This is a genomic window from Kosakonia sp. MH5 (assembly GCF_009935945.1).
GTDB classification, from domain to species: Bacteria; Pseudomonadota; Gammaproteobacteria; order Enterobacterales; family Enterobacteriaceae; genus Kosakonia; species Kosakonia radicincitans.
The window spans coordinates 55337-81340 of sequence record NZ_QODH01000014.1 but is presented as its reverse complement, the minus strand read 5'-3'; the positions used below and the strand labels follow the sequence as shown (position 1 = coordinate 81340).

Annotated in this window: 25 protein-coding genes, 1 tRNA gene and 1 pseudogene; 7 read left to right on the top strand and 20 right to left on the bottom strand. The window is 53.9% G+C overall.

Annotated features, from left to right (window positions below; translation table 11 throughout):
- Window position 1: 1 nt before the first annotated feature.
- The 8 genes from DK872_RS24680 to DK872_RS24645 form a co-directional block, all read right to left on the bottom strand.
- Window positions 2–766, bottom strand: a complete 765-nt coding sequence (locus tag DK872_RS24680) for a CbtA family protein (RefSeq protein ID WP_035889451.1) — start codon at window positions 764–766, stop codon at window positions 2–4.
- Between the two features lie 10 nt (window positions 767–776).
- Window positions 777–986: a CbtB-domain containing protein gene (locus DK872_RS24675; RefSeq protein ID WP_035889452.1), complete on the bottom strand. Its 210-nt coding sequence runs from the start codon at window positions 984–986 to the stop codon at window positions 777–779.
- Window positions 987–1018: 32 nt separating this feature from the next.
- Complete coding sequence (locus tag DK872_RS24670; RefSeq protein WP_071920261.1) at window positions 1019–1453, bottom strand: nitrile hydratase accessory protein; 435 nt, start codon at window positions 1451–1453, stop codon at window positions 1019–1021.
- A complete protein-coding gene (gene nthB, locus DK872_RS24665; RefSeq protein WP_090397535.1) occupies window positions 1450–2109 on the bottom strand; it encodes a nitrile hydratase subunit beta in 660 nt (219 codons plus the stop codon). The genes DK872_RS24670 and nthB overlap by 4 nt, the downstream gene beginning before the upstream one ends.
- Before the next feature lie 36 nt (window positions 2110–2145).
- A complete protein-coding gene (gene nthA / locus DK872_RS24660) occupies window positions 2146–2769 on the bottom strand; it encodes a nitrile hydratase subunit alpha (RefSeq protein ID WP_072438061.1) in 624 nt (207 codons plus the stop codon).
- A gap of 80 nt (window positions 2770–2849) precedes the next feature.
- On the bottom strand, window positions 2850–4364 hold the full coding sequence (locus DK872_RS24655) for an amidase (RefSeq protein ID WP_035889456.1): 1515 nt from the start codon (window positions 4362–4364) through the stop codon (window positions 2850–2852).
- Between the two features lie 110 nt (window positions 4365–4474).
- Entirely contained in the window at window positions 4475–5341 is an 867-nt protein-coding gene (locus DK872_RS24650; protein ID WP_079516905.1) for a transporter, read from the bottom strand.
- 37 nt (window positions 5342–5378) lie between these two features.
- Window positions 5379–6425, bottom strand: a complete 1047-nt coding sequence (locus DK872_RS24645; RefSeq protein WP_144134132.1) for a phenylacetaldoxime dehydratase family protein — start codon at window positions 6423–6425, stop codon at window positions 5379–5381.
- Between the two features lie 299 nt (window positions 6426–6724).
- Between DK872_RS24645 and DK872_RS24640 the strand changes: the two genes are divergently transcribed.
- The gene (locus DK872_RS24640; protein WP_161518929.1) at window positions 6725–7696 is read left to right on the top strand and encodes a helix-turn-helix domain-containing protein; all 972 of its coding nucleotides are present in this window, start codon (window positions 6725–6727) and stop codon (window positions 7694–7696) included.
- On the opposite strand, the gene DK872_RS24635 is transcribed toward DK872_RS24640, so the two are convergent.
- The 4 genes and pseudogenes from DK872_RS24635 to DK872_RS24625 all read right to left on the bottom strand — a co-directional run bounded on the left by DK872_RS24635 (window position 7683) and on the right by DK872_RS24625 (window position 8356).
- The gene (locus DK872_RS24635) at window positions 7683–7868 is read right to left on the bottom strand and encodes a hypothetical protein (RefSeq protein ID WP_139201273.1); all 186 of its coding nucleotides are present in this window, start codon (window positions 7866–7868) and stop codon (window positions 7683–7685) included. The genes DK872_RS24640 and DK872_RS24635 overlap by 14 nt on opposite strands.
- Window positions 7855–8091 (bottom strand): annotated as a pseudogene (locus DK872_RS24630) (transposase); the annotation flags it as partial. The gene DK872_RS24635 and the pseudogene DK872_RS24630, both read right to left, overlap by 14 nt.
- Window positions 8045–8176 (bottom strand): transposase, encoded by a 132-nt coding sequence (locus DK872_RS27685; RefSeq protein ID WP_227136066.1) that lies wholly within the window; start codon window positions 8174–8176, stop codon window positions 8045–8047. The pseudogene DK872_RS24630 and the gene DK872_RS27685, both read right to left, overlap by 47 nt.
- 104 nt (window positions 8177–8280) lie before the next feature.
- Window positions 8281–8356: transfer RNA gene (locus tag DK872_RS24625), tRNA-Thr, on the bottom strand.
- A gap of 573 nt (window positions 8357–8929) precedes the next feature.
- Here DK872_RS24625 and DK872_RS24620 point away from each other — a divergent pair.
- Entirely contained in the window at window positions 8930–10720 is a 1791-nt protein-coding gene (locus DK872_RS24620; RefSeq protein ID WP_035943173.1) for a methyl-accepting chemotaxis protein, read from the top strand.
- A 130-nt stretch (window positions 10721–10850) separates the two neighbouring features.
- Here DK872_RS24620 and proA read toward each other — a convergent pair whose 3' ends face one another.
- Both proA and proB read right to left on the bottom strand, forming a co-directional pair.
- Window positions 10851–12104, bottom strand: coding sequence for a glutamate-5-semialdehyde dehydrogenase (gene proA, locus DK872_RS24615; RefSeq protein WP_007373322.1), 1254 nt, complete (start codon window positions 12102–12104; stop codon window positions 10851–10853).
- 11 nt (window positions 12105–12115) lie between these two features.
- A complete protein-coding gene (proB, locus tag DK872_RS24610; protein WP_007373321.1) occupies window positions 12116–13219 on the bottom strand; it encodes a glutamate 5-kinase in 1104 nt (367 codons plus the stop codon).
- A gap of 295 nt (window positions 13220–13514) precedes the next feature.
- Between proB and phoE the strand changes: the two genes are divergently transcribed.
- Entirely contained in the window at window positions 13515–14585 is a 1071-nt protein-coding gene (phoE, locus tag DK872_RS24605) for a phosphoporin PhoE (protein ID WP_007373319.1), read from the top strand.
- A gap of 143 nt (window positions 14586–14728) precedes the next feature.
- Here the strand turns inward: phoE and crl are convergent, their stop codons facing one another.
- From crl to gpt, 3 genes are all read right to left on the bottom strand, one after another.
- Complete coding sequence (gene crl / locus DK872_RS24600) at window positions 14729–15127, bottom strand: sigma factor-binding protein Crl (RefSeq protein WP_007373318.1); 399 nt, start codon at window positions 15125–15127, stop codon at window positions 14729–14731.
- A 57-nt stretch (window positions 15128–15184) separates the two neighbouring features.
- Window positions 15185–16429: an esterase FrsA gene (frsA, locus tag DK872_RS24595; protein WP_035889463.1), complete on the bottom strand. Its 1245-nt coding sequence runs from the start codon at window positions 16427–16429 to the stop codon at window positions 15185–15187.
- 104 nt (window positions 16430–16533) lie between these two features.
- Window positions 16534–16992: a xanthine phosphoribosyltransferase gene (gpt, locus tag DK872_RS24590; RefSeq protein ID WP_003863205.1), complete on the bottom strand. Its 459-nt coding sequence runs from the start codon at window positions 16990–16992 to the stop codon at window positions 16534–16536.
- A gap of 259 nt (window positions 16993–17251) precedes the next feature.
- Between gpt and pepD the strand changes: the two genes are divergently transcribed.
- Window positions 17252–18709: a cytosol nonspecific dipeptidase gene (gene pepD, locus DK872_RS24585; protein WP_043954830.1), complete on the top strand. Its 1458-nt coding sequence runs from the start codon at window positions 17252–17254 to the stop codon at window positions 18707–18709.
- A gap of 35 nt (window positions 18710–18744) precedes the next feature.
- Here pepD and dinB read toward each other — a convergent pair whose 3' ends face one another.
- Window positions 18745–19800, bottom strand: a complete 1056-nt coding sequence (gene dinB / locus DK872_RS24580) for a DNA polymerase IV (protein ID WP_035889509.1) — start codon at window positions 19798–19800, stop codon at window positions 18745–18747.
- 351 nt (window positions 19801–20151) lie between these two features.
- Between dinB and dpaA the strand changes: the two genes are divergently transcribed.
- The gene (dpaA, locus tag DK872_RS24575; RefSeq protein ID WP_007373314.1) at window positions 20152–20889 is read left to right on the top strand and encodes a peptidoglycan meso-diaminopimelic acid protein amidase; all 738 of its coding nucleotides are present in this window, start codon (window positions 20152–20154) and stop codon (window positions 20887–20889) included.
- Here dpaA and DK872_RS24570 read toward each other — a convergent pair.
- Both DK872_RS24570 and lpcA read right to left on the bottom strand, forming a co-directional pair.
- On the bottom strand, window positions 20860–21627 hold the full coding sequence (locus DK872_RS24570; RefSeq protein WP_007373313.1) for a class II glutamine amidotransferase: 768 nt from the start codon (window positions 21625–21627) through the stop codon (window positions 20860–20862). The two genes, dpaA and DK872_RS24570, sit on opposite strands and share 30 nt — an antisense overlap.
- Before the next feature lie 150 nt (window positions 21628–21777).
- A complete protein-coding gene (gene lpcA / locus DK872_RS24565; protein WP_007373312.1) occupies window positions 21778–22359 on the bottom strand; it encodes a D-sedoheptulose 7-phosphate isomerase in 582 nt (193 codons plus the stop codon).
- A 236-nt stretch (window positions 22360–22595) separates the two neighbouring features.
- Here lpcA and fadE point away from each other — a divergent pair, with 236 nt between their 5' ends.
- Together fadE and DK872_RS24555 are read left to right on the top strand one after the other, a co-directional pair.
- Complete coding sequence (fadE, locus tag DK872_RS24560) at window positions 22596–25043, top strand: acyl-CoA dehydrogenase FadE (protein ID WP_079516917.1); 2448 nt, start codon at window positions 22596–22598, stop codon at window positions 25041–25043.
- 111 nt (window positions 25044–25154) lie between these two features.
- On the top strand, window positions 25155–25925 hold the full coding sequence (locus DK872_RS24555) for an amidohydrolase (RefSeq protein ID WP_007373310.1): 771 nt from the start codon (window positions 25155–25157) through the stop codon (window positions 25923–25925).
- Window positions 25926–26004 lie beyond the last annotated feature (79 nt).

The following is a 26004-nucleotide window of genomic DNA, read 5'->3' as shown; positions in this document are numbered from 1 at the left end:
GTCAGCATCCTTCGGCCAGATAACGATGCCCGGGCTTGCGCAGCGTCCTTTCGGCAAATGTGCCAAACAATAGCCCCGTTGCGCACCACATCGTTAACTGAGTGCCGAAAGCACTCAGGCGAAAACGCCACAGCAGATCGGCGGAGAAACCCTCCGGAACCTCATTCACTGCGGGCATCAGCATGCAGATAGCAATCAGCATCGCCAGCCCCACCAGCCCTCCCCACAGCGCGGCATTCCACCCGCCCAGCTTCTGTCTCAGTTGATGGGCGCTCCAGGCTGCGGTCACGACAATCACCACGGAAACCAGCAACATGCTGAAGTAGAGCGCAGTCCGATAGCCAATTGTTGAAGGATCTCCCACCGCAGGAGGGTTAGGAGGATATTTCAGCCCCGGAATCATGCTCATTATCAGGAACCCGCCCAGCGACAATGACAGCGCCAGCGCTCTTGCTCCTCGCGGTCCTGTGCGTTGCCAGCACAGCGACCAGACAAGGGCCAGAGCACCACCCATCGCCGCACTGAACAGGATCATTCCGCTCAGCAGACCCGCACCAGACTGTGTTTTCCGGCTAAAAACTTCGCCGCCAGCGTCACCCTCGTGGTGATGCCCACCTTCCCCACTTAACTGCTTGTGGGAAAGGGCTTCTTCAAATGAAATCGCACTATCGACCTGCGGCTCCCCGAAGAAACGGGCGAAGCTAAAGGCGATAATGCCGGCGAGGAGCCCGGCCATCATCCCCTGTAACAGCAGTTTTCCCGTCATGGTTTTATCCTCAGTGGCAGGGGAATCCCAGCAGATGCCGGGCATCATGGAAGTATTCGTGTACCTGATTGCCGGAAAAAACGGCAGTGGCCCCCTGCTCTGCCCCGATAAAATAGACAGACAGCATCACCATCAGCGTGATAAATGCAATCCACGGCAATATGGCATTAAGCGGAATCGGCGCCTGTACGACTTCAATTTTATTAACGGTATGTTCCATTTTTCTTCCTCATAACGGGCTGTGGATAATATTCATGGTTTCATTCTGGCGGAGGCCGGGCTGACCGCCACGGGAACACGAAGAGCCGGATGGTGATGATTATGGGCTGGCGCGCAGGTCGCGCTGGTCAGTACAACCGGCATCCCGTGCGGAGTATTCAGATAAGCCTGACGCCATTCATTGGTTCGCCGGGTAATATCTTCCTTTCCTGTCAGTTCCAGCGACAGAAGCATTTTTTCTGCGGCTGAGACCCACTGCCGGTAATAGGCGTCGTTGATGCTTTCGCCTTTCTGAAGCGGGCTGGCTTTTATTTCCGTGCTGAAAACATCCACCCACGCCTTCCAGCTGAACTGCCCGGCCTGATGAAGATAAACGATCAGCGAAAAAACCTGCGCCTGCCACGGATGTTCAAATGGGGCGCTCTCTTCAACAGAGGGAGCAGAGATTGTCCGGATTTCTGAACTCATAGCGCCTCCAGATAGTCGTCCCACAGATCAATTCGCACGGTGTCTTTAGGCGGTGCTTTCTCGCCCCATAGCTCAGTTGCGGCAAAGCTCACGCTGTAAACATGCTGAGGATGTTCGCCCAGGTCATGGGCCGCTGTATCCGGGGTGATAAATACGCCATGGTCAATCACAATCGTACCGATTTTGCCACGGGCATAGCGCGGCAGGCGGGTATGCCCGACAGGATTGATATTTTTGGTTCTGACCAGGTCGCCAGGCTTAAAGCTGGCCGGCACATCCATCGCTACCCGTGCAGATCCCCCGGTACTGACAACCGCCTGCACCATATCCAGACGCAGCACCGGTGTTTCCGGCGAGGCTGCCAGCGGCTTAACCGCACCGGAAAGCTCATCCGCAGTAATAACACCCCTCTCAAGCAGAAGTGTTTCGAAAGCATGCATCCAGTGTTCGTAGTAGCTCTCTTCGAGATAATGCGCCGGTTTCATGCGCTCAATGGCATGCCGGAACATATCAACGTTGAAGTGACCTCCAACGAACAGAGAGGCAAAAAGCGAAAAGGTACGCCTCTCCCATTCATGATGGAAAGGAGGCTCGTTTTCTTCAGTGATGACGGCGCCCATACCATGCATGCCGCCCAGATCGTGTATCCCGTTCATCTGATTCTCCAAAAAAGTTGAAAGAAATACCGTGTGTTACTTATCACCCGGCTGGAGTGCCACGCCCGTACCAATCATGGAATCACGGGTTACCAGTTCGACCAGTTGCTCTTCACTCCAGCCCTCAGTCCCGGCAGGTCTTTCCGGCAGAACCAGATAGCGCAACTCAGCGCTGCTGTCCCACACCCGAATTTCCCTGTCCTCGCTGATGTTGAGACCAAACTCGGCCAGAACACCGCGGGGCTCAATGACAATACGCGATCGGTATGGAGCTGATTTGTACCAGGCAGGAGGAAGGCCAAGTGTTGGCCAGGGATAACATGAGCAAAGCGTACAGACCGTTACGTTATGAACCTCGGGAGTATTTTCAACCACCATCATGTCTTCCCCCTGCACACCTGAAAAACCCAGTTCCGCAATGGCCCCGGTACCATCGGCAAGAAGACGAGCCTTATAATCAGGGTCGGTCCAGGCTTTTGCCACGACAAGCGCGCCGTTCCTCGGACCAATTCGGTGTTCATACGTGTCGATAAGCTCATCCAGCGCAGCGGGATCTACGAGGCCTTTTTCTGTCAGCAGGGACTCCAGCGCCTTCACGCGAAGCGCAATTTCCTCAGGTGGTTCAGTATGGTCATGAGGGTGTTCGTGGTCGTGTGCCATGTTAAGTCTCCGGAAAGTTTAATGTCATTGCCGGGCTCCTGGTCCGGCGGTATCGCCCTGAACAGACGGGCTACAAACGTTTACATCTCCTGCCAGTTACCACTCGCTTCCAGCGCGGCGGCGGCCTGATAGATAGTGCTTTCAGCGTAGTGCCGCCCAATCAGCATCATGCCCACCGGTAGCCCGTCAACCAGCCCGCAAGGTACAGACATGGCCGGATGGCCTGTCACGTCCTGTGCTGACGTGTTGCCAATCATCTCGAATGCTCTGGAGATATACTCGGTAATTGAACAACCCGCTTCTGGCAGCGGCTGGGCCGTCACCGGAACTGTCGGCATGACTAAAAGATCGAAATCACCGAACGCGCGGTCATAGTCCGCCCGGGCCCGACGGGCCAGGTTCTGTGCCTTCGCGTAATAACGTCCCTTATAGCGCGTCAGTCCATACTGGCCGATGAGCATGCAGATCTTGAGAGAGGGAGAAAGTGTGTCCGCGCTGTCACGCCAGGCCGCATGTTTGTCCAGCAGGGATATGTCGTAGAGTCCTTCCCAGTTAAAACCCATCCCATTGCCATGCATCATCTGCATGGTGAGTCCTTCACAACCAATAGGTGACCACAGCGCGGCGGCAAGCTGATGACCGGGCACAGAGACTTCCCCAACGACTGCGCCAAGACTTTCCAGCCGCGCCACCGCGCTACGGACCTTTTCAGCAAGCAGGGGCTGGAGATTGGGCAACTGGAATCCTTCCGTTACCACCCCGATTTTCAGCCCCCTGACCCCTTTATCAAGTGCCGCGGTATAGTTGCCCCCCCGCGAGGTGTACTGCCGCGGATCAAGCCCGTCCGGTCCAGCCATTACCTCCAGCATCAGAGCATTGTCCTTCACAGTTGCGGTAATCGGCCCGGCATGATCGAGGGTGGCTTCAATTGGCATAATTCCGGTATAGGGAACCAACCCATGGGTCGGCTTCATGCCGTAAGCGCCACAAAAAGCGGCCGGAATACGGATGGAGCCTCCCTGGTCGCAGCCTATCGCCATATCCACTTCCCCGGCGGCAACCAGCGCCGCACTACCCGATGAAGAGCCTCCCGCGCTGTACCCTCTGCGCCAGGGATTATGTACCGGAGCGGGATCTGACGTATGGCTGCCGCCTGAGAGGCAGAAATGTTCACAGGTGGCTTTACCAAGAATGGTGGCACCGGCATCAAGGAGACGCGTCACCACGGTGGCATCAAAAGCGGGCACATGGCCCTCAAGCGATGTTGCGCCGTTCATCATCGGGACGCCGGCCAGGGAAATATTGTCCTTAAGCACCACGGTTTTCCCTGCAAGCCTGCCTTCCGGTGTCCCCTGCACCTCGCTTTTGTAATACCAGGCATTCAGCGGATTTTCTTCGCCCTCAGGGCGGTAACCCTTTTTACGCGGATATTCAACTGAGGGGATCTCATCCCTTAGCCCGTCAATCAGGTCGTAGGCGTCGAGATTGGGCTGCATAAGGGCAAGATATTCTGCCGCCTCACTCTCAGAAATCTGCATATGAAGCTCTCTTGCAAGCTGCTGCAACTGGCTGGCGTCGGGACGTTCAATGGACATATTTATTCCTTCTATCAAGAATGACTGACTGGATCCTGATCTGAACATATCGCACTGGCACTGCCTCGACCTGGCTGAGACGGACAGTGACATGGTCAGGAAGGACAGCGTCAGAAAACGCGTGCATAGCGGAGATTTAGCCTGAAATTCTCTTCTGCGCCGTTTTCTACGCGCAGGTCCCTGCCCAGCTGTATCTGGAACTGATCGCGGGGGGTAACAAATTTCGTGGCTGTGATACGGACGTTAGTGGTCTGTGCCGGGTTATCTTGCTTGTCACCGTCAATAGTGGTTTCACCGCCCCAGGTCTGACCAAAACCCAGGCCGAACGCCAGGGTAGGATCGGGCATGTAACGTCCCATAATCTGGGCTGCCCATGCATTGTCCTGCTGAAGGCGGGATGAGGTGGGCCCGTAATCGTTATTGTCACCGTACCAGATGGCGTCGCCGACCACGTCCAGCGCCCATTTATCAGTGAAATATTTCACCCAGGCCGCCTGCAGGTCGACCTTCCAGCGGTTCTCCCCCAGATTTAGCGCATCGTTGTGGTCATAATTGCCGCTCGGCACATAGAGATAGGGAGCAAAGCCGAAAATATCGCCCCCACTGTTAAGTTTTACCTTCAAAGGCACGGTAAGGATCAGGTCACCGGTACCGCTCGCTGAGCCGAGAGAAGACGCGTCGCCACCGCCTGATATCCGGCCAAAAGGCAGCAGGAATTGCGGGTCGAGCGTAGCTGACTCACTGATCTGCAACGTGTGTAGCAGGCGCAGCATGCCAATATCAGAGGTCAGGTTGTAGTCAGAGCTGATTTTGTCACCGCGGGAGTGCGCAGAACCGGTTGAAGCATGCTGATAATAAAGTAGCCCCACGGTGGTGCCGTCGGGAAATTGACTATAGTCGCCGGGAGCTACCTCAACGGCGAGTGCAGGCGCAGAACCAAGCAGTATGGCGGGCAGGAAAAAGCGTAGTGCGTGCATAATTTATCCCCGGAGAATTAAGTGATAGTCGTGTTGTTCAGCGTTGAGCATCACGCAGCATCCCGGTCATCGGATGGCAGTTGATATATTCGAAGGTCTGAAACCGGGCATCTGAAACAGAAACCTCGTGGTAAAGCCGCAGTTTCTGCAATCCGGTTACCACCCGGAAAAAGGTGGTGAAGATGCGAAGATGTGTGGGATGTGATTCCGCCCAGCGCTCGAGCCGGTCAAGTGAACGCCAGAAGCCGATATCGTAGGCAATATCCAGCAGATTTCCGTTGATATCCACGTTACGAACAAAGCGGTTGCTGTAACAACCCAGCGACTGACCTTCATCCCGAAGAAAATCCATACCCGCCTGCAAAGGAGGGAGCATTTCTGTGAAGTAAAGCTGACGTTCTGGCTCTTCCGCTTCCATCCAGTCCTGCCCTGAACGAATGAGCGTAATGTTGTCATGTCCTTGCACTACAACCCTGCCGCCAGCATCAGGATCGCCAGAAATAATGCGCAGTTCATTGTCAGGCTGCATCCAGTCATTCTGGGATGCAGGGATGCGGTCACGCACAGACCCCCAGTAACCATGTTCCTGGATCTCACCACTGATATTATCCATCACCGCGCCGACGCCCGGCAGATCATCCTTAAAGGCATACAGAGTCTCAAACTGTTCTGCCCGCGGGGCGATAATTTCGCGGAAATAACCGACGCCATCCTGCAGACGCTCATCTGAAGACCACCAGTTTTCGATCTCCGGCTGACGGACCCAGCGACAGTACGCAGCCGGATCCCGCCAGTACCCCACCACGATGAAATTACCGTAGCCCTGGTTGTCGGTATGAAAAGAGATGTCATGATTGCCGGGCCCGTTACTCAGGCTAAAGGTCGATACTATGTGCTGCATTGCCCGGACCGCGTTCTCACGATCCTCTTCACGAAATTGCACCCCCAGATAAGCCATAACGACCTGTGTCAGATCATCGCTGGCCCGTCCGACAAACATAGGGAAAGGTGGCTGATAGCCGTCGTGAACCCGGCGTGAAAGTGTGCGGGGGCATTGCAGGTGTTTATCAATGGCAGATTCCATAAAGTCTCCCGGATATAGAGTTTCAGCGATGGGTAAATTCCCTACTGATACTCAGGGAGAAAACTACGGGATACCTGGCTCAACCGGACATTCGCATGGTCAGGAAGGACACATCGATATTTATCATTGCGGGGGAGTCGTGATGAAATAAAACAGTGCAGCTTTGCCCGTTAATAGTGCACCGCCTCACGTTTAACACATCTGAATATATCCATTACCCATGAAATATCTCTCAAAATTGTCATGGCGCAAATATTGCTTTCAGTTTGAAATAATTCATTCTGCTATGAGGTGTCGCCGTGAACAGTCATTCCACTTCCCGGGATATACGCTATTCCACCGAGCATGTTTCAGCGCATCACCGTTTCGAATACTGGAATGATGTTATTCTTCGTCACTGCATTCCTTCGGATGGTAAACCGCTCGCTGATGGCAGTTTTGACGGAGAACTTGCCGTAAGAGAAGTGGGGCTGGTGGATGTATGCACTCTCACTTCAACGCTTCACCACTGGGAGAGAAAACCACGCCATCTGAGAACAGGACCGGACGACGATTTATGGCTCGGTTATTTTCGGGGAGGATATGGACAACTGGAACAGGGAGGACGAAAAGCATGTCTGTCGTCCAATGATTTAGTTCTTTATGATGCGGCACAAACGTTTCGCTTCAGTCTGGGGGGCGAAAATAACCATCTCATACGAATACCCCGGCATTTGCTCGCAGGAAAAGTCCCCGCCAGCGAGACCCTGACCGCCACTATTCTTGATGATACCCGTCCGGGTATTATTCCGCTGCGTGAGATGATTAGCCAGGCAGCTCAAACGCCTGTGCTGATGAGTAATCCGGCTGTGGCCAGTCGCTTTTCACAAACGATGCTGGATCTACTGATTCTGAGCCTGGAGTTGCAGGATCATAATACAGCGGCTTCAGAACGCGATTTATACGCAAAAATGAGAAGTTATATCAGCAGAAATCTGACTAACTCTGAGCTTAGCGTAGAGAATATTGCTGTCGCTCATCACGTATCCGTGCGTACCGTTACCCGGACCTTTGCCCGCCATCAGAAAACGCCAGCAGCCGTTATCTGGCAAGAGCGACTTCAGGCCAGCCGTGATGCACTTGAACAGGGGCGAGTGCGCAGCGTATCTGAGGCGGCGCTTGAGTACGGATTCTCTGATTTTACTCATTTCAGCCATGCATTCCGTAAAGCATTTGGCGTCACACCGAGCTCGGTCATGAAACAACAACGTCAGTTTTTTATACTGGACTGACCCCGCCCGGTCGTGAGAACAGAAAACAACCAGAATCTATGATCTCATTCATCATTCCAACAGCGGCTTCTGCACCTTCAATTTCTTTTTTTTCTATCTCACTGCCATTGCTTTCAAAATTAATTCCTTTTCGTTCATTCCCTGTAAGCACACCCGTTTTAGTTCCACGCACTTTTTGAGGTTTCCAGGGGTTCAGCCATCAGCCGGTACTCTTCCGGCGTCAGGTTATTCAGGGGTTCATAAGCCGTTCGCTGTTATCGTTCCGCCAGCCAGCTTTCCGTGATTTCCCGCGCTTCATTCAGGGTTCTGAACAGATAAAAATTCAGAATTTCTGTCCGGTACGTCCGGTTAAACCGTTCGATAAAAGCATTCTGCGTTAGCTTTCCCGGTTTCACGGCAGACATCCTTAACGGTACGTTCGGCTTCAACAGACTTCAGAACGGCAATGAACTGATGTCTGGTGAATCGGGCTTTACGCATGGTGATCTCCTCAGGAGGAGATAATCTGTATGCCGGAAGATCGCTAAAAGTGAATGGGCCGGTTTGCAGGGATGCTTACAGGTAGATCTGAGAAGAGTTTGAAATGGTGCCGATAATAGGAGTCGAACCTACGACCTTCGCATTACGAATGCGCTGCTCTACCAACTGAGCTATATCGGCCCTGCGATGCGTTCACGAATGTGAATCACGGAGTAGAAGGTTAAAACTAAGCGAGTGATGCGTCAATGCCCTTGGGAATCAAACGGCTACTTTTGCACCACCCTGCTTCATTTGTGCGCGGTGGAGCGTGCTGTCGCAGGTAGATTGCTGGCATTTCCAGCACTCGCACCGTTTCTGTGTACCGTCATCGCGACCCTGTCTTAGCCAGGTTAAATGAACTAAAAGTATGAACAGATATATTTATATAATTTACGCAAATTATTCGTGAGTTTATTATAAATATTGCTCATCTATTATATGTATCATTTCATTTAAAGCCGTTGTTTAAGTAAAGATAATTCTCTTAATTCACTACATTCTTATATATTAAGTAGAATCCCATAAAACATTTAAATAGGTTAAGACGGTATCCCCTTATTTCTACATTTCTTTTTATTCATCAGCATGATTAGCCACATAAAAGCGCTGTATTCAACCTATATGAAGTCTTCCTTTGCTGATTGAGTAAAGTATTATATATGGGTTATTACACCATTACGCTTAGTTGTATTCCTCGAGACACAAGGACGCTTTATGCTCTCATCTTTTCGGAATCGAATATTATTTATCGTGGTCGCAATTCTGGTGCTATCACTTTCTTTGAACACCGCAATTAACTATTTTATCAGTAATAATGCGACGACAAAGTCCATCAACTCAACCCTGACTTCCTTAGCGGAAAGTAACACTACAACAATAGAACAGTGGGTTACCACGCGAATTGCGCAAATATCAAATCTTACACCTTACGTTAATCACCCGGACCCGGTAGCACTGCTTAAGCAAGTTGCCGCAGCCGGAAACTTCTTAAATGTCGACATTGCATTTACTGACAAGCATGTTTTATCTTCCGACCCTTCAGGTATTCCTGAAGGATATGATCCTACCAGCCGGCCATGGTATATCGAGGCTAACAATGCCAGAACAACCATCATTACTGAGCCTTATCAGGATATTTCTTCCCGACGTTTGACGATGACTATCGCCACGCCTGCTTTCAACAATAATGCATTGCAAGCGGTAATCGAAGGCGATATTGCGATGGATGAAATTATTAAAAATGTCCGGGCGATACATCCAACGCCACGCAGTTTTGGCATGCTTATCGATGCGCAAGGGCAAATCATTGCGCATCCCAATGATGATCTCACCATGAAGCAGCTAAGTTCTGTCAGCCCGAATCTTAATTTATCCAAACTACTCGCTTCCGCTACTCCAGTTGAAGCAAGCATTTCCGGGGCAGATGCCTATCTGCTGGCTCGCCCGATTAAAGGTACGGCGTGGTATATCGTTGTAGCGATTGATAAAAACGAAGTCAGAAGCGGGATGAATACCTTACTGCAAACATCAGCCATTTCGCTGCTTGTCCTGATCTGTTTATCTGTGCTGACCGTCGGCTACATTACGCAGAAGAGCGTTGCGCCCCTGATTAAGATCCGTGAAGCGATGGACGAGTTCTTCTCTTCCGATAAAGGCGATCTGACGCAACGTTTACCGGTACACGGCAAAGATGAAATCGCACAAATCGCCATAGCCTTCAACGGCTTCACCGACAAACTGGTCGAAGCGATGACCAGCATCCGCAACAATAGCGGGCAGGTACGCGCTGCGGCGATAGAAATGTCATCACGAAACGATGACCTGGCTCTGCGCACGGAAGAGTCTGCTGCCAGCCTGCAACAGACGTCAGTATCGCTTGAGGAGATCTCTGCCAACGTAGCCCACTCGTCGGCCACCTCTCGCGAGGCGAATACGGCCGCCGTTGACGCGGCAAGTGACGCACAGCAAGGCATTGATTCTGTTCATTATCTCATTAAGACAATGAAAGAGATTGAAGCCGCATCGTCGCAAATTAGCGTGATTACCAGCGTTATCAACGGTATCGCTTTCCAGACGAACATCCTGGCGCTCAATGCCTCGGTAGAAGCGGCGCGCGCTGGCGAACAGGGGCGTGGATTTGCCGTTGTCGCCAATGAAGTGCGGCAGTTGGCCAGCCGTAGCGCAGAGGCGGCGAAAGAGATCAGCAACCTCATCGATACCACGGTAAGCAGCGTCGCCTCTGGCGTACAGCAAGTAGATAATACCAGTACGACGATGCAAAAAATCGTCGGTAGCGTCTCCTCAGTAACCACCATGATTGCTGAAATCAGCCTGGCGACAGAGGAACAAACCAAAGGCATCAATGAAATCAGCAAAGCAGTGACGCAACTCGAAACCACCGTGCAGCGTAACGTGCAATTGACGGAAGAGTCCAAAAGCACCGCTTCAGGGCTGTTGCAGCAGGCAAACGAGCTTATGGATGCCATCCGGCGCTATAAAATGTAAGGCTTCGCGCCTGTAAACAGGCCGATTGTTGAAGTTATTCGCGAGAGGAATTTGCAGGCGCGCAGAAAGAGTCAGAACCAGAAATAACCAACGGGCGGTACATCCCATTCTGATGTACCGCCCGTTTTATTTATGCGCGAACGGTATTGTCGCCAAAACCAATCCACTTATAAGTGGTCAGCGCTTCTAAGCCCATCGGGCCGCGCGCGTGCAGTTTCTGCGTGCTGACAGCCACTTCCGCGCCAAGGCCAAACTGACCACCATCGGTAAAGCGCGTGGAGGCGTTCACATACACCGCCGAAGAATCCACTTCATTGATAAAGCGATCCGCATTGCGCAGCGAACGGGTCAGGATCGCGTCGGAGTGCTGTGTGCCGTGCTGGCGAATATGATCGATAGCCGCATCGAGATCGGCCACGATTTTCACATTCAGATCCAGCGACAGAAACTCGTCGTCGTACTGCTCCGCTTTCACTGCTTCCACTTTTGCCGGGCCGTTTTTCAGCAGCACCAGCGCCTGTTCATCGGCGTGGAGCGTCACGCCGCTTTCCGCCATCTGTTTGCTCAGCGCAGGCAGGAAAGTCGCGGCAATCCCCTGATGCACCAGCAGGGTTTCGACGGTGTTGCAGGTGCTTGGGCGCTGCGTTTTGGCATTGACGATCACCTTCAGCGCCGGTTCGATCTCGGCAGACTCATCCACCACGATATGACAGACGCCAATACCACCGGTGATGACCGGGATCGTTGACTGCTCGCGGCACAGCTTGTGCAGGCCAGCGCCGCCGCGCGGAATCAGCATGTCGATGTATTTATCCATGCGCAGCATTTGATTGACCAGTTCGCGCTCCGGGCTTTCAATCGCCTGTACCGCACCGGCAGGCAGGCCGCACTCTTCCAGCGCCTGTTGAATCACTTTTACCGTGGCCGCATTGGTGCGCCAGGTTTCTTTGCCACCGCGCAGGATTGCCGCATTACCGGTTTTCAGGCACAGCGAAGCCACATCAACGGTCACGTTCGGGCGCGCTTCATAAATCACGCCGATAACGCCCAGCGGGACGCGACGGCGCTCAATGCGCAGGCCGCTGTCCAGCAAACCGCCGTCGATCACCTGGCCGACCGGATCGGCCAGTTTGCAAACCTGACGAACATCGTCGGCGATCCCTTTTAAGCGCGCCGGGTTCAGCGCCAGACGGTCGAGCATCGCTTCGCTCAGGCCGTTACGGCGGGCTTCCAGCAGATCCTGTTCATTCGCCAGCAGGATCTCTTGCGACTGCGCTTCCAGATAATCGGCGATTTTTTCCAGCACGCGATTTTTCTCGCGGCTGGAGAGCAATGCCAGTTTGTATGATGCTGCTTTCGCAGCAATGCCCATTTGTTCCAGCATACTTCTGCTCCTTAACGGGTAATCATGTCGTCGCGGTGAACGGCGACAGGGCCATATTCATAGCCCAGAATGGCATCGATTTGCTGCGAGTGATGCCCGGCAATACGGCGCAGCGCATCGCTGTTATAGCGGGTAACGCCATGGGCAATATCGCGCCCCTGCAAATTACAGATGCGGATCACTTCACCACGGGAGAAGTTGCCTGTCACGCTTTTAATGCCTTTCGGCAACAGTGAACTGCCACGTTCAAGGATCGCGGCGGTAGCTCCTTCATCAACGGCGATCTCACCCGCTGGCGGCGCGCCGAAGATCCAGCGTTTGCGGTTTTCCAGCGGCGAAGCTTGCGCGTGGAAACGCGTTCCCACGGAGATCCCCTCCATCACATCGCCAATCACGCCCGGTTTGCTGCCTGCGGCGATAATAGTGTCGATCCCGGCGCGGCAGGCGACATCGGCAGCCTGCAATTTGGTGCCCATTCCGCCAGTGCCAAGGCCAGAAACGCTATCGCCCGCAATCGCGCGCAGGGCATCATCGATACCGTAAACATCTGTAATCAGTTCCGCATCCGGGTTGTTACGCGGATCCGCAGTGAACAGCCCCTGCTGATCGGTCAGCAGCAGCAGTTTATCCGCACCGGCCAGAATCGCTGCCAGCGCAGAAAGGTTATCGTTGTCGCCGACTTTGATTTCCGCCGTCGCGACCGCGTCATTCTCGTTAATCACCGGCACGATATTGTTATCAAGCAGCGCACGCAGCGTGTCGCGAGCGTTAAGGAAGCGCTCTCTGTCTTCCATATCCGCGCGGGTCAGCAACATCTGCCCGACGTGAATACCGTAAATAGAAAACAGCTGTTCCCATAACTGAATCAAACGGCTCTGCCCGACCGCCGCCAGCAACTGTTTCGAAGCGATGGTGGCTGGTAATTCCGGGTAGCCCAGGTGTTCGCGCCCGGCGGCAATCGCCCCGGAAGTCACAATTACAATACGATGCCCGGCGGCGTGCTGCTGCGCGCACTGGCGCACCAGTTCCACAATATGGGCGCGGTTCAGGCGGCGGGAACCGCCCGTTAAAACACTGGTGCCGAGTTTTACCACCAGCGTCTGGCTGTCACTCATGATTCTCTGCCGTTTTTAAGAAAAAATAAGAAATATCGATAGTCGTCAGACGTTGTAACAGGAGTCGCGGCGATTGCCAACCGTCAGTGCAATCAGGCCACTTTTTTGTTGCGCGGGATCAGCAAGCGTAACGGTAAATTTTGACGTTTTTATTGCAAACACACTAAAACACAACTTTTTAAAATTATTCTCAATTTGTCATAAATATTTAATTTCAGAGCGATAAAACCCTTCCTGTTTTTCACGGGGCATATGCCCAGCGAATATTAGCGCGTTAGTTAAATCAGGAATCAAAATGAAAAAGAGCACTCTGGCATTAATGGTAATGAGCGTTGTCGCTTCTGCATCCGTTCACGCAGCGGAAGTTTATAACAAGAACGGCAACAAGCTGGATGTGTACGGCAAAGTGAAAGCCATGCACTACTTCAGCGACGATACCAGCAACGACGGTGATAAAACTTATGTTCGTTTCGGTTTCAAAGGCGAAACGCAGATTAACGATCAACTGACCGGTTATGGTCGTTGGGAAGCCGAATTTGCCGGTAACAACGACGAAGCCACCTCTGGTCAGAAAACCCGTCTGGCGTTTGCTGGCCTGAAAATGAAAGACTTTGGTTCTGTCGACTACGGTCGTAACCTGGGCGTGCTGTACGACGTGGCTGCCGTAACCGATATGTTCCCGGAATTCGGCGGCGACGGTCTGGCCCGTACCGATAACTTCATGACCAAACGCACCACGGGCGTTGCAACTTACCGCAACACCGACTTCTTCGGTCTGGTTGACGGTCTGGATATGTCCCTGCAATACCAGGGTAAAAACGAAAACGGCCGCAGCAGCGTCATCAAACAGAACGGTGACGGCTGGGGTACTTCTCTGGCGTACGATTTCGGCGGCAGCCCGGTTACGCTGATCGGCGCTTATGCCAACTCTGACCGTACTAACGCACAGAATACTTCTCTGGCGCTGGGCCGCGGCGAGAAAGCAGAAGCCTGGGCAACTGGCGTGAAATATGACGCGAACAACCTGTACATCGCCACCATGTACGGCGTGTCTTACAACATGACGCCGATCTCTTCCAGCACCGGTTTTGCGAATAAAGCGCAGGACTTTGAAGCGGTGATCCAGTACCAGTTCGACTTCGGTCTGCGTCCGTCCCTGGGCTATGTGCTGACCAAAGGGAAAGACATCGAAAACGGTATCGGCGACGAAGATCTGGTTAACTACATCGACGTTGGCGCAACTTACTACTTCAACAAAAACATCTCTGCGATGGTGGATTACAAAATCAACCAGATCAAAGATGACAACAAACTGGGCATCAGCAGCGACGATATCGTAGCCGTTGCCGTAACCTACCAGTTCTAAGTTTTTGAACCCGCAACACCCTCGTTATATTAATGCCCTCGGCTGAGGGCATTTCTTTAACCTGATTCAGGTTACAAGCTGGCCAGTGCCAGAAACCCGATACGTGAAAGGCGATCGGGCTTTTTTTATTCAGGGGGGGGAATTTACGCGGTGAGTTTCAACGACTCTTTGAAATTATCGGCAGGTTCCAGCTTCAGCTCTAAGGACGCCAGCATCGTACGCGCCCGTTCGTGGAAATCACGTAGCGTCTGTTCGAGGCGATCGACCACTTCCTGGTCTTTAATTGCCGTCGGCTTCCAGTGCCCTTCTTTATCAAACAGACCAAACTGATAACGATAGGTAAAACGTGTTTCCTGCGCTTCCATTTCCATCCACCATCCCCAAAACTCGCGTTTCTCCGGCGCTGGTTTTACGTTGACGCAAACAGCCAGGCAATCAAAGAAAAAGCGGTTATCTTCGCACTGCTCTTCGCGGATATAAGGCCCAAGCGCAGTAAATTTTTTAACCAGTCTGCTTTTCGGATGTCCACTCGGTAACGTCATTGCGATCTCCTTTTGTGAAGCAACTGTTTTACCAAATCAATAGAATTTATCAATCTATTAACGGAAATGATGGTTGATCCAACCGGTTATTTGCTCCAACGCCTTATCAAAATTGCGATAGACCGGATTGAAGGGGATCTCCAACAGTTTGCCCTCACTCGATGACGTACTGATTAAACGCGACTCCTCTTCCGGGCTGAACGGATCGTTTTGCCAGAAGCCGGAAAGCATCGGCGTTGGACAACGCCGTCCGAGCAGGCCCTGAGTTTTCAGGGAGTAGCGGTTCAACTCAACGCGCAGCGCCTCATCGGAAGCATCATGCATCCCCAGACGGCTGGCCAGCACATCAAGATACATTTCCGGCACCCGCCCCTGGCGTAACGGCTCGTTAAGCAGCGAATGCACCACCGGCCCCAGACACGCCACCGCTTTCAGGCGCGGCGCTTCCAGATAAGCCAGGCGTACCGCCACGTTTGCGCCAAAACGGAAGCCAAACGCCGCTACTCGCGTATGATCGACCCACGGAATATTCGGCAGCGCTTTCAAAACATGCTGATGCAGCAGGCTCGAATCCTGGGTTAATTTCCATTTCGACGAAAAGCCGACAGAAGGCATATCCAGCGTCAACATCGCCATCCCCTGCGGAGCGAAGTAACGCTCATAGAGGGTGTAGTAATCGATTTGCAGGCCATCCAGCCCACCACACATTAATACCGTCGGGAAAGGGCCGTCGCCTGGCGGCATATGCAAAAAGCCGGTCACCGGCGAACCGCCCGGAATGCTGAACTGCATCTCTTTGAGCGCCCCAGGCAGACGCTGCGCCGCCTCTTCATAGGCGCGATTCGCCAGCGCCTGCGCCTGCTCGGCCAGAACATCGCCTTTGATGTGCGGATAAGCCGCCAGGCTGTACAGGCTGGAGGCATGCAGCCAGTGGCGACCGCTCTGCGTCGCGTCCTGCTCCTGCATCGCCTTTTGCTGCCAGAGCATCGCCTGCGTGGACCATTCGTAGATCCAGTTACCGCTGCGGTAACCCACCACCGTATCGTACAGTTCCGGATCGGTGTGCTCGGCCTGGCTTATCACAATGCGCGACTGCACTTCGAGGATCTCGCGGGCATCAATACCGCGCCAAATCCACATTAAGCGGTTGAGCATGCGATACCAGTGCGGGACGTTTTTACCATCCAGCGTTGATAGGACCTGCGGCTGCGTGCCAGCGTTGAACCGACGTACCAGTGTTGATGTTTCCGGATGCTTGAAACGGGGTTTGAACAGGGTTTCGCTAAGATTGGCTTGTGACATCGCGCAGCCTCCATGTATCTATCACTGGAGGTTATTGTAACCTGAGGTGCTACAAAATGAACAACGCCCGGTAGAACCGGGCGTTAGCAGAACGTGCGGGGGGATTAGCGGCCACTGATAGGCGGAACAAAAACCACGCCCATATCCCACGGCTGTTCAATCCAGGTATCCTGCGGGATATCAATAACATAATCGTCAACCAGCGGACGACCTGCCGGTTTGGCGAAGATGGTGACGAAGTGCGCTTTCGGATACATTTCACGAATTGCCACCGCTGTACCGCCGGTATCGACCAGATCGTCAATCACGATAAAGCCTTCACCATCGCCTTCCGCACGTTTCAGCACTTTCAATTCGCGCTGGTTATCGTGGTCGTAGCTGGAAATGCAAACGGTATCAACATGACGAATGCCCAACTCACGCGCCAGTAATGCGCCCGGTACCAGACCGCCGCGGCTTACGGCGATAATGCCTTTCCATTGTTCTGAAGGCATCAGTCGGGCGGCCAGTTTGCGTGCGTGAATCTGCAACATGTCCCAGGTGACGACGTATTTTTCGCTCATGTGAAGTGTCCCAGCCCGTGTTTTACGGCTTAAAAAGTATTCCAGGGGAAAATAGGTTGCGCGAGATTATAGAGATCTGCGGCACTAAAAACCAGTATTACCCGGCATTAGCGGCGCTTTTTCCACGTTTACAGGCTCGCAGTCTGGCAAGAAAGTGTTATTCTCAACGCCATCTCGCAAGGCGCTCTTGCGATGCCTGTTTATTTAACCCAGTGACCTGCAAGGTAAGTTTCGCAGGCTCTTTGTAAGGAGACTCATCGTGTCTGAACTGTCTCAACTATCGCCACAGCCGCTGTGGGATATTTTTGCCAAAATCTGTTCTATTCCGCACCCGTCCTACCATGAAGAACAACTCGCCGAACATATTATGGGCTGGGCGAAGGAAAAAGGTCTCCACGCAGAGCGCGACCAGGTGGGCAACATCCTGATCCGCAAGCCGGCCACCGCCGGCATGGAAAATCGCAAACCGGTCGTATTGCAGGCGCACCTGGACATGGTGCCGCAAAAAAATAACGACACCGTTCACGACTTCACCACCGATCCGATTCGCCCTTATATCGATGGTGAATGGGTTAAAGCGCGCGGCACCACGCTCGGCGCGGATAACGGCATCGGTATGGCCTCTGCGCTGGCCGTGCTGGCCGATTCCACCGTGCAACACGGCCCGCTGGAAGTGCTGCTGACCATGACCGAAGAAGCGGGTATGGACGGCGCGTTTGGTTTGCAGGCCAACTGGCTGCAGGCAGACATTCTGATTAACACCGACTCTGAAGAAGAGGGTGAAATTTACATGGGCTGCGCGGGCGGGATCGATTTTATCACCACCCTGCCGCTGACCCGCGAAGCCGTACCGGCCGGTTATGAAACCTTCAAACTGACGCTGAAAGGCCTGAAAGGCGGCCACTCCGGCGCAGAAATTCATGTCGGTCTGGGCAACGCTAACAAACTGCTGGCGCGCTTCCTGGCCGGACACGCGGCGGAACTGGATCTGCGTCTGCTTGATTTTACCGGCGGCACCCTGCGCAATGCGATCCCGCGCGAAGCAATTGCCGTAGTTGCTGTTCCGGCCGCTAACGCCGCGCAGCTCAAAACGCTGGCCAGCACGTACCAGGCAATCCTGAAAAACGAGCTGGAGATGAAAGAGAAGAACCTGGTGGTGCTGCTGGAAAGCGCAAGCAGCGATAAAGCCGCACTGACCACCGCTTCCCGCGACACGTTTGTTCGCCTGCTGAACGCCACGCCAAACGGCGTCATTCGTAACTCCGACGTGGCAAAAGGCGTGGTTGAAACCTCGCTGAACGTCGGCGTGGTTACCCTGCAGGACGACAGCGCGGAAATCATCTGCCTGATCCGTTCGCTGGTCGATAGCGGTAAAGATTACGTGGTGAGCATGCTGGAATCGCTGGGCGCGCTGGCTGGCGCGAAAACGGCGCCGAAAGGCGGCTACCCAGGCTGGCAGCCAGACGCGCATTCGCCGGTAATGGCGCTGGTGCGTGAGACTTATCAGCGTTTGTTCAACAAAACGCCGAACATTCAGGTGATCCACGCAGGTCTGGAGTGCGGTCTGTTCAAAAAACCGTACCCGAACATGGACATGGTCTCCATTGGGCCAACCATCACTGGCCCGCACTCTCCGGATGAGCAAGTGCATATCGAAAGCGTGGGCCACTACTGGACGCTGCTGACCGAGCTGCTGAAAGCGATTCCGGCAAAATAAGCCCGCTGTCCGCGCCACCCGGCGCGGACATTCATTTATAACCCCAGCACCAGTTGCCGCTCCAGTTGCGGATCCAGTAACGTCACATGCAGCCCTACCAGCCGCACACCGCGCCCGCCGCGACGCTCATCCCACGTTTTCCGCGCCGTTATCAGTAGATCCTCTTTATTTAAGCGTGGCCAGACATGTTCCTGGGTGGTGAGCTGAAAATCATTAAACTTCAGCTTTACGCCCTGGCGGGCAATCAGCAAATCCGGCTTCACTTTTGCCAGCCGTCGCTCCAGCTCCGGGTATAAATGCTCAATAATCGCTTCGCACTCTTCCCAGTGGTGAATATCGTCTGCCAGCGTGCGCTCCACGCCGACCGATTTACGTAACCGCTCACTACTGATTTCCCGCTCATCAATCCCCTGGCTGCGCTCCCACAAAATACGGCCAAATTTACCAAAGCGTTTAAGCAACATCGCCAGATCGCTGCGCTGAACATCTTCACAGGTGCGCAGCCCCAGCGTCTCCAGTTTTGCCGCCGACACTTTGCCGACGCCCGGGATCTTGCTTAGCGGCAGCGTGCGGAGAAATTGCGGAACGTCCGCTGGCGTAATCACGTACTGGCCGTTGGGTTTATTGAGATCGGAGGCAATTTTGGCGAGAAACTTCACCGGCGCCACGCCCGCCGAAGCCGTCAGTTGTGTTTCATTAAAAATAGTCTGACGGATCTCCTGCGCCATCAGCGTTGCCGAACCGTGGCAGTGCGGGCTGTCGGTAACATCCAGATAGGCTTCATCCAGCGAAAGCGGTTCAATCAACGTCGTGTAGCGGGAAAAGATCTCGCGGATCTGATTTGACGCTTCTTTATAAGCATCAAAACGGCCGGGCAGAAGAGTAAGGTGAGGACAAAGTTTCAGCGCCATCGCTGTGGGCATTGCGCTGCGCACGCCAAATTTACGCGCCGGATAATTGGCGGTGCTGATAACGCCACGCTTAACGCGGCTGCCGCCAATGGCGATGGGGATGTCGCGCAGGGCGGGGTTATCGCGCATCTCGACCGCCGCGAAAAAGCAATCCATATCGACATGTATGATTTTGCGCATGCGTACGCCCTCACAGAACACTGGATAAGTATACAGCATATTCCATTGAAATGAGAAGCCAGTGCGTAAAACCGCCGAAAAGAGGGTAATTTGATGGTTACTTCTGCCGTTTTAGTTTCATAATAACCCCAGCTAAACGGCCAGGTGTTTGAAACGCAAAACAGAACACAATTTGCGCGATGGCGAAAATATCGCCAAAAAAAGATGAAGCGTGAAAGATGAACTCTATTCTGGCTTGCGAAAAAATGCCGTAATGCTAATGTGGGCGCACCGAAACAGATTAGTCTGAATTTTGGGCATCTTTTGCCGTCCTGGCAATGTGGTACTCGCTTTATCAAGGAAACAAGTTGTATGCGCAAAATCGCATTGTTTATTGCGATGCTTCTGATCCCGTGCGTCTCGTTCGCTGGCTTAATGGGCAGCAACAGTTCAATTACGCCGGTAAGCAAAGAATATAAGCAGCAGTTAATGGGGTCGCCGGTTTATATCCAAATCTTCAAAGAAGAACGCACCCTTGATCTCTACGTCAAAATGGGCGAGCAATACCAACTGCTCGACAGCTATAAAATCTGCAATTACTCCGGCGGTCTCGGCCCGAAACAGCGCCAGGGTGATTTTAAAAGCCCGGAAGGGTTTTACTCCATTCAGCGTAATCAGTTGAAGCCGGACAGCCGCTTCTACAAAGCGATCAACATTGGTTTTCCGAATACCTATGACCGCGCCCACGGCTATGAAGGCAAGTACCTGATGATCCACGGCGCCTGCGTCTCGATTGGCTGCTACGCCATGACGGATTCGAACATTGATGAGATCTTCCAGTTTGTGACCGCCGCGCTGGTCTTTGGGCAGCCGAACGTGCAGCTGAGCATCTATCCGTTCCGCATGACCGACGCCAATATGCAGCGTCACAAATATTCGACCTATGCGGATTTCTGGAAACAGCTGAAGCCGGGTTACGACTATTTTGCCACCACCCACCAGCCGCCGGTTGTCTCGGTTGTGGATGGTCGCTATGTCGTCAGCAAGCCGCTGAACACCGCAGTTCAGCCACAGCTGGCGTCAAACTACGCGCTCCCCCAGGCAAAATAATGCCCACTCGCCTGGCATAATCTTTTGCCAGGTTTCGTTGCCGGTTAACGGCTGGGTGGCAATCACGGTAACCACATCGTTCGGTGTGGTTTCCCGCTGAAAATCAATTTCAACATCCTGATCCAGCAGCTTCGCCACACCAAACGGCGCACGCCGGGTGATCCAGAACAGATTCGTCGAGCAGAACGCCATCACGTAGCGCCCGTCCGATAACAGCATGTTGAAAACGCCCTTCTCGCGCAGTTGCGTTGCCAGCGAGGCAATGTACTTAAACACCGCCGTCATATTGCCCGGCGTACGCGGATAGCGTTCCGTAAGCTTATGCAGCAACCAGCAGAACGCTTTTTCGCTGTCGGTTTCGCCAATCGGACGAAAATTGCCAGTCTCCAGCGATTTATAGCCGCTCAGTTGACCGTTGTGTGCGTAAGTCCAGTTGCGGCCCCACAGCTCACGAGTGAACGGATGGGTATTTTCCAGCGCCACTTCGCCACGGTTAGCCTGGCGAATATGCGCCACTACCGAGCGGGACTTGATCGGATAGTCCTGCACCAGCTTCGCGATCGGGGAGTTAAAACTCGGTTGCGGATCCTTGAACGTGCGACAGCCCTTGCCCTCATAAAAAGTGATGCCCCAGCCGTCTTTATGCGGCCCGGTTCCACCACCGCGCTGGACAAGCCCGGTAAAACTAAAACAGATATCGGTCGGCACATTGGCGCTCATACCGAGCAGTTCGCACATACTCACCCCCAAAAACGCCTTAATTCTGGGAAGGCGTAATTGTTGCAGCCAGTTTGAACACGGACAGCGCGGAAAAACCGGAGCGTACACGAAGTACGGGAGGATTTTGAGCACTGCCCAGGTTCAAAATGGCAAATAAAATAGCCGTCCTTAAGCCTTAACCATCTCTTTTTCAATCAGCTGAATCAGGATATGAATCACTTTGATATGGATCTCCTGAATACGATCAGCATAACCGAAATGCGGTACACGAATTTCAACATCCGCTGTACCCGCCATCTTGCCACCATCTTTACCGGTCAGGGTGATGACTTTCATCCCCTTCTCACGCGCTGCCGCTACCGCTTTGATCACGTTGCCGGAGTTGCCAGAAGTGGAAATACCCAGCAGTACGTCGCCTTCACGGCCCACGGCTTCCACATAGCGGGAGAAGACGTAGTCATAACCGAAGTCGTTGCTTACGCAGGAGAGATGGCTGACGTCGGAGATAGCAATCGCCGGATAGCCAGGACGGTTTTCACGGTAGCGACCGGTTAACTCTTCCGCAAAATGCATGGCATCGCAGTGAGAGCCGCCGTTACCGCAGGACAACACTTTACCACCCGCTTTGAAACTGTCCGCCAACAGCACCGCCGCGCGCTGAATCGCGTGAATATTGGCTTCATCTTTCAAGAAATTCGCCAGCGTTTCCGCCGCTTCATTCAGTTCGTTACGAATCAGATCCTGGTACATGAGGATATCCTTCAGCATAGATGTAAATAACACTGCGCAGTGTACCGGATAGGATCCGGAGCGAGAAGCTAAAGCCACAGCACCTGCGCGTTTTCGTTTTCCGTGCGCAAAATCCCCCCAACAATGTGAACCAGGTTGTAATTATTTTGTAAACACATTGCTAAAAGAAATCTCATCCACTACAACCATAACATCACAAGTGGTCAGACCTCCTACAAGACAGGGAGCTTTTTTCTATGATGATTTTGAGCCTTATCGCAACAATCGTTCTCCTCGGTGTGCTGTTTTATCACCGGGTCAATCTGCTCCTGAGCAGCGTGATTTTACTGGCGTGGACTGCCGCGCTGGGCGTTATGGGGCTGTGGTCCATCTGGGTGCTGCTGCCGCTGGCGATCATTCTGGTGCCGTTCAACCTGCCGCCGATGCGCAAGGCACTGATTTCCGCGCCGGTATTTCGCGGTTTCCGCAAAGTGATGCCGCCGATGTCGCGTACCGAGAAAGAAGCGATCGACGCGGGCACGACCTGGTGGGAAGGCGATCTGTTCCGCGGTAACCCGGACTGGAAAAAGCTGCACAACTATCCGCAGCCGCGCCTGACCGCGGAAGAACAAGCCTTTATCGACGGCCCGGTGGAAGAAGCCTGCCGCATGGCGAACGATTTCCAGATCACCCATGAAATGGCCGATCTGCCGCCGGAGCTGTGGGCGTTCTTAAAAGAACACCGCTTCTTCGCGATGATCATCAAGAAAGAGTACGGCGGGCTGGAATTCTCTGCTTATGCGCAGTCCCGCGTGTTGCAAAAACTCTCCGGCGTCTCAGGTATTCTTGCCATCACCGTCGGCGTGCCGAACTCTTTAGGCCCTGGCGAACTGCTGCAACACTACGGCACGGAAGAGCAAAAAAATCATTATCTGCCGCGCCTGGCGCGTGGCCTGGAGATCCCCTGCTTTGCGCTGACCAGCCCGGAAGCGGGTTCCGATGCGGGCGCAATCCCCGATACCGGCGTAGTCTGCATGGGCGAATGGCAGGGCGAGCAGGTACTCGGCATGCGTCTGAGCTGGAACAAACGCTATATCACGCTGGCGCCGATTGCCACCGTACTCGGCCTGGCTTTTAAACTTTCGGATCCGGAAAAACTGCTGGGCGGCGAAGAAGAGCTGGGTATCACCTGTGCACTGATCCCAACATCAACGCCTGGCGTGGAAATTGGCCGTCGTCACTTCCCGCTGAACGTTCCGTTCCAGAACGGGCCAACCCGCGGCGACGATATCTTTGTGCCAATTGATTACATTATTGGCGGGCCAAAAATGGCCGGTCAGGGCTGGCGTATGCTGGTGGAATGTCTGTCGGTTGGTCGCGGTATTACCCTGCCGTCTAACTCTACCGGCGGCCTGAAATCTGTCGCGATGGGGATTGGTGCTTACGCCCATATTCGCCGCCAGTTCAAAGTGCCAATCGGCAAAATGGAAGGTATCGAAGAGCCGCTGGCGCGCATCGGCGGTAACGCTTATGTGATGGATGCAGCCGCCTCGCTCATCACCTACGGCATTATGCTCGGCGAAAAACCAGCGGTGCTTTCCGCTATCGTGAAATATCACTGCACCCATCGCGGCCAGCAATCCATTATTGATGCGATGGATATTGCCGGCGGTAAAGGCATTATGCTCGGTGAAGGCAACTTCCTGGCTCGTGCCTACCAGGGCGCGCCGATTGCCATTACCGTCGAAGGCGCGAACATCCTGACCCGCAGCATGATGATCTTCGGCCAGGGCGCGATCCGCTGCCATCCGTATGTGCTGGAAGAGATGGCCGCCGCGCAGAATAATGATGTGGACGCTTTCGATAAACTGCTGTTTAAACACATCGGCCATGTCGGCAGTAATAAAATGCGCAGCCTGTGGCTTGGCCTGACGCGCGGTTTAACCAGCGCCACGCCGACCCGCGACGCCACCAAACGTTACTACCAGCATCTGAACCGCCTGAGCGCCAACCTTGCGCTGCTGTCTGATGTCTCAATGGCAGTGCTGGGCGGCAGCCTGAAACGCCGCGAGCGTATCTCCGCCCGTCTGGGGGATATTCTCAGCCAGCTGTTCCTCGCCTCTGCAGCGCTGAAACGTTATGACGATGAAGGCCGTCAGGAAGCGGATCTGCCGCTGGTCCACTGGGGCGTTCAGGACGCGCTGTATCAGGCGGAACAGGCGATGAGCGATCTGCTGGAGAACTTCCCGAACCGCTTCGTCGCGGGCGCATTAAGCCTGGTGATTTTCCCGACCGGTCGCCATTACCGCGCGCCGTCGGATAAGCTGGACCACAAAGTGGCGAAGATTCTGCAAACGCCGAGCGCCACCCGCTCCCGCATCGGGCGCGGTCAGTATCTGACGCCGAGCGAGCACAACCCGGTGGGCCTGCTGGAAGAGGCGCTGGTCGATGTGATGGCGGCCGATCCGGTTCACCAACGCATCTGCAAAGCGCTGGGCAAAAACCTGCCGTTTACCCGCCTCAACGATCTCGCCCAGCAGGCGCTGGCAAGCGGGTTGATTACTGCGGAAGAAGCGGCGCTGCTGAGCAAAGCGGAAGTCAGCCGCCTGCGCAGCATCAACGTTGATGACTTTGCGCCAGAGGCACTGGCAACTCAGCCGGTGGTCAAGGCGCCGGAAAAGCTGCGTAAACCGGAAGCGGCCTGATGCGGTAATCGCCTGAAAGCATTCTTCCCTTACCAAAACCCGCAACTGCGGGTTTTTTTCTGTCTTTGCATGCTACAGTGTGCAAATGCTGTCTTACGGGGAGTCAACACTGTGCCTGGTTTGAAAATTACACTGTTACAACAACCGTTAGTCTGGATGGATGGGCCCGCGAATCTGCGCCATTTCGACATCCAGCTGGAGGGCGTTACCGGCCGGGATGTCATCGTCCTGCCCGAAATGTTCACTACCGGCTTTGCGATGGAAGCGGCAAAACAGTCCATGTCGCAGGACGAGGTAGTGGCATGGATGCAAAGTAAAGCCCGCCAGACCAATGCGCTGATTGCGGGCAGCGCCGCGCTGCAAACCGACCGCGGGCCGGTAAACCGTTTTCTGCTGATTGAGCCAGAAGGCAAAGTGCATTTTTACGATAAGCGCCATCTGTTCCGTATGGCCGAAGAGCACCATCACTACGAAGCAGGGAATGAGCGCGTGGTATTTGAGTGGCGCGGCTGGCGCATCCTGCCGCTGGTTTGCTACGACCTGCGTTTCCCGGTGTGGTCGCGCAACCGCAACGATTACGATCTGCTGCTCTATGTTGCTAACTGGCCTGCGCCGCGCTCGCTGCACTGGCAGTCGCTGCTGGTGGCGCGCGCCATTGAAAACCAGGCGTGGGTGGCGGGCTGCAACCGCGTCGGCACTGACGGCAATGGTCATCACTACCGTGGCGACAGCCGGGTGATCAGCCCGCAGGGCGAGATTATCGCCACCGCCGAGCCGCACCTGGCAACCCGCATCGACGCCGAAATGTCGCTCAGCGCATTGCAGGAGTATCGTGCGCAGTTCCCGGCCTGGCAGGATGCCGATCCGTTTACGCTCGATTAACGCAAGGGTTGTAGTTTTGCAGGCCGGGTAAGCGAAGCGCTATCCGGCCTTTTTATTTACCGCGAGGTTCTGCCCGGTG

Excerpts from the sequence above, each read along its gene's own strand:
- DK872_RS24680 (WP_035889451.1), bottom strand. The coding sequence starts at position 766 with ATGACGGGAAAACTGCTGTTACAGGGGATGATGGCCGGGCTCCTCGCC.
- DK872_RS24675 (WP_035889452.1), bottom strand. The coding sequence starts at position 986 with ATGGAACATACCGTTAATAAAATTGAAGTCGTACAGGCGCCGATTCCG.
- DK872_RS24670 (WP_071920261.1), bottom strand. The coding sequence starts at position 1,453 with ATGAGTTCAGAAATCCGGACAATCTCTGCTCCCTCTGTTGAAGAGAGC.
- nthB (WP_090397535.1), bottom strand. The coding sequence starts at position 2,109 with ATGAACGGGATACACGATCTGGGCGGCATGCATGGTATGGGCGCCGTC.
- nthA (WP_072438061.1), bottom strand. The coding sequence starts at position 2,769 with ATGGCACACGACCACGAACACCCTCATGACCATACTGAACCACCTGAG.
- DK872_RS24655 (WP_035889456.1), bottom strand. The coding sequence starts at position 4,364 with ATGTCCATTGAACGTCCCGACGCCAGCCAGTTGCAGCAGCTTGCAAGA.
- DK872_RS24650 (WP_079516905.1), bottom strand. The coding sequence starts at position 5,341 with ATGCACGCACTACGCTTTTTCCTGCCCGCCATACTGCTTGGTTCTGCG.
- DK872_RS24645 (WP_144134132.1), bottom strand. The coding sequence starts at position 6,425 with ATGGAATCTGCCATTGATAAACACCTGCAATGCCCCCGCACACTTTCA.
- DK872_RS27685 (WP_227136066.1), bottom strand. The coding sequence starts at position 8,176 with ATGCGTAAAGCCCGATTCACCAGACATCAGTTCATTGCCGTTCTGAAG.
- DK872_RS24620 (WP_035943173.1), top strand. The coding sequence starts at position 8,930 with ATGCTCTCATCTTTTCGGAATCGAATATTATTTATCGTGGTCGCAATT.
- proA (WP_007373322.1), bottom strand. The coding sequence starts at position 12,104 with ATGCTGGAACAAATGGGCATTGCTGCGAAAGCAGCATCATACAAACTG.
- proB (WP_007373321.1), bottom strand. The coding sequence starts at position 13,219 with ATGAGTGACAGCCAGACGCTGGTGGTAAAACTCGGCACCAGTGTTTTA.
- phoE (WP_007373319.1), top strand. The coding sequence starts at position 13,515 with ATGAAAAAGAGCACTCTGGCATTAATGGTAATGAGCGTTGTCGCTTCT.
- crl (WP_007373318.1), bottom strand. The coding sequence starts at position 15,127 with ATGACGTTACCGAGTGGACATCCGAAAAGCAGACTGGTTAAAAAATTT.
- frsA (WP_035889463.1), bottom strand. The coding sequence starts at position 16,429 with ATGTCACAAGCCAATCTTAGCGAAACCCTGTTCAAACCCCGTTTCAAG.
- gpt (WP_003863205.1), bottom strand. The coding sequence starts at position 16,992 with ATGAGCGAAAAATACGTCGTCACCTGGGACATGTTGCAGATTCACGCA.
- dinB (WP_035889509.1), bottom strand. The coding sequence starts at position 19,800 with ATGCGCAAAATCATACATGTCGATATGGATTGCTTTTTCGCGGCGGTC.
- dpaA (WP_007373314.1), top strand. The coding sequence starts at position 20,152 with ATGCGCAAAATCGCATTGTTTATTGCGATGCTTCTGATCCCGTGCGTC.
- DK872_RS24570 (WP_007373313.1), bottom strand. The coding sequence starts at position 21,627 with ATGTGCGAACTGCTCGGTATGAGCGCCAATGTGCCGACCGATATCTGT.
- lpcA (WP_007373312.1), bottom strand. The coding sequence starts at position 22,359 with ATGTACCAGGATCTGATTCGTAACGAACTGAATGAAGCGGCGGAAACG.
- fadE (WP_079516917.1), top strand. The coding sequence starts at position 22,596 with ATGATGATTTTGAGCCTTATCGCAACAATCGTTCTCCTCGGTGTGCTG.